1 pseudogene is annotated in these 519 nt (G+C 62.2%); it reads left to right on the top strand.

The annotated features are described in order from the left end of the window. Positions 1-183: 183 nt before the first annotated feature. Positions 184-519: pseudogene (locus ACZXDY_RS46365) on the top strand (hypothetical protein); the annotation flags it as partial.

Genomic DNA, 519 nt, shown 5'->3' with positions numbered 1-519 from the left:
GTCGAGGTTGCAGCTTGAAGCTGAGAACGCGGCGCTTCGACATCAGTTGATGGTCTTGCGGCGGAGGCTGCAGGGTCGCGTCCGGCTCACGAACCATGATCGCTGGTTCTTTGTCCAGCTGTATCGTTGGTTTCCATCAATCTCGTCCGTCCTCACCATCGTCCGGCCCGAGACCCTCGTGCGTTGGCACAGGACTGGTTTTCGCTGCTACTGGCGTTGGAAGTCACGATCTTCGGGCGGCCGACCGCAGATCGACACCGAGCTGCGCGTGTTGATCCGGCGGATCAGCATCGAAAATCCGCTTTGGGGCGCGCCGCGCATCCACGGCGAACTGCTGAAGCTCGGGTGGTCGCGCAGTCGAGCGTCGCTAAGTACATGGTCAGGCGACGCGGGCCGCCCAGCCAGGGATGGCGGACGTTCTTGCGCAGCCACGCGCCGGACATTGCCGCCATGGACTTGTTCGTCGTTCCAACGATCGGTTTCGAGCTGCTCTATGCTCTCGTCATCGTCCGGCTCGAT

Source organism: Bradyrhizobium sp. LeoB3, from assembly GCF_055456055.1.
The sequence above is the reverse complement of the archived record's forward strand: the minus strand, read 5'-3'. Positions and strand labels throughout refer to the sequence as shown.